The organism is Saccharopolyspora sp. 6M (assembly GCF_020176775.1).
Lineage (GTDB): Bacteria > Actinomycetota > Actinomycetes > Mycobacteriales > Pseudonocardiaceae > Saccharopolyspora_C > Saccharopolyspora_C gregorii.
The window spans coordinates 1-1,544 of sequence record NZ_JAIUJZ010000102.1; the positions used below are offsets into that span (position 1 = coordinate 1).

At 73.4% G+C, this 1,544-nt stretch carries 1 protein-coding gene; it reads left to right on the forward strand.

Annotated features, from left to right (window positions below; all coding sequences use genetic code 11):
* The first annotated feature begins 221 nt into the window (after positions 1 to 221).
* Positions 222 to 1,358 (forward strand): cystathionine gamma-synthase, encoded by a 1,137-nt coding sequence (locus LCD31_RS15415; protein WP_224958944.1) that lies wholly within the window; start codon positions 222 to 224, stop codon positions 1,356 to 1,358.
* The last annotated feature ends 186 nt before the right edge of the window (positions 1,359 to 1,544 follow it).

A 1,544-nucleotide genomic window follows, 5' to 3' on the forward strand; every position in this document is an offset into this window, starting at 1 on the left:
GGTGCTGGTCCGGCGCCGCAGCGATCCGCGGGCGGGGCCGCGACGCCCCGGGCGGGCCCCCCGGGGGGCCCGGGGCCCCCCCCCCCGCCGGGGGCCCCCCCCCCCCCCCCCCCCCCCCCCCCCCCCCCCCCCCGGGGGGGGGCCCGTCGTCGTGCGCGGGCACCAGTGGGACGGCCACCTGCCGAACGGCGGATGCCCGTGTGGTCCGTACGCTGCGGTGCATGAGTGATGGCTTCGCCACCCGCGCGATTCACGCGGGACAGCAACCCGATCCGACGACCGGTTCGGTGATCGTGCCCATCCACGCGACCTCGACCTACGCCCAGGACGGCGTGGGCGGGATGCGCGCCGGGTACGAGTACTCGCGCACCGGCAACCCCACCCGCACCGCGCTGGAGCAGTGCCTCGCGGAGCTGGAGGGCGCCAAGCACGGCAGGGCGTTCTCCTCGGGGATGGCGGCCACGGACGCGGTGCTGCGCGGCGCGCTGCGCCCCGGCGACCACGTGATCATCCCGGACGACGCCTACGGCGGCACGTTCCGGCTGATCGACAAGGTCCTCACCGAGTGGGGCGTGCAGTACACGCCGGTGCCGGTGTCCGACGTGGACGCGGTGCGCGCGGCGGTCCGGCCCGAGACGAAGGTGCTGTGGGTCGAGACGCCCACGAACCCGCTGCTGACCATCGCCGACATCGCCGCGTTGGCCCAGGTCGCGCGGGACGCCGGGGTGAAGCTCGTGGTGGACAACACCTTCGCCTCGCCGTACCTGCAGCGCCCGCTGGAGCTGGGCGCGGACGTGGTGGTGCACTCCACCACCAAGTACCTCGGCGGCCACTCCGACGTGGTCGGAGGCGCGGTGCTCACCTCCGACGACGAGCTGGCGAGCTCGGTGGCGTTCCTGCAGAACACCGCCGGTGCGGTGCCGGGTCCGTTCGACGCGTGGCTGACGCTGCGCGGGGTGAAGACGCTCGCGGCCCGGATGGACCGGCACAGCGCGAACGCCGGGCGCATCGCCGCCGCGCTGCGCGAGCACCCGAAGGTCTCGAAGGTCTACTACCCGGGCCTGCCCGAGCACCCGGGCCACGAGGTCGCGGCCAAGCAGATGCACGGCTTCGGCGGCATGATCTCGTTCACCCACGTGGACGGCGAGCAGGCCGCGCTGGAGGTATGCGCGAAGACCCGGTTGTTCACCCTCGCCGAGTCGCTCGGCGGCGTCGAGTCGCTGATCGAGCACCCCGGCAAGATGACGCACGCGAGCACCGCCGGTTCGGTGCTGCAGGTGCCCGCGGAGCTGGTCCGGTTGTCCGTCGGCATCGAGGACCCCGACGACCTGGTGGAAGACCTCCTGTCCGCCCTCTGAGCGGGTAATTGCCCGTTCCCCTGTTGCGCGGGGGTGGGGTGGCGGAACCTCAGCGGCCTTCTCGCTGCGGGATCTTTTTCGCAGGTGGCTCCGCCACATGCGAAAAAGCTGTCCTCGCGAGAAGGCCGCTGAGAACCCGCGGGTGGTCCCGTTGCTCTGGTGGTCGCTGCTCAGCGGCTTCGCCGC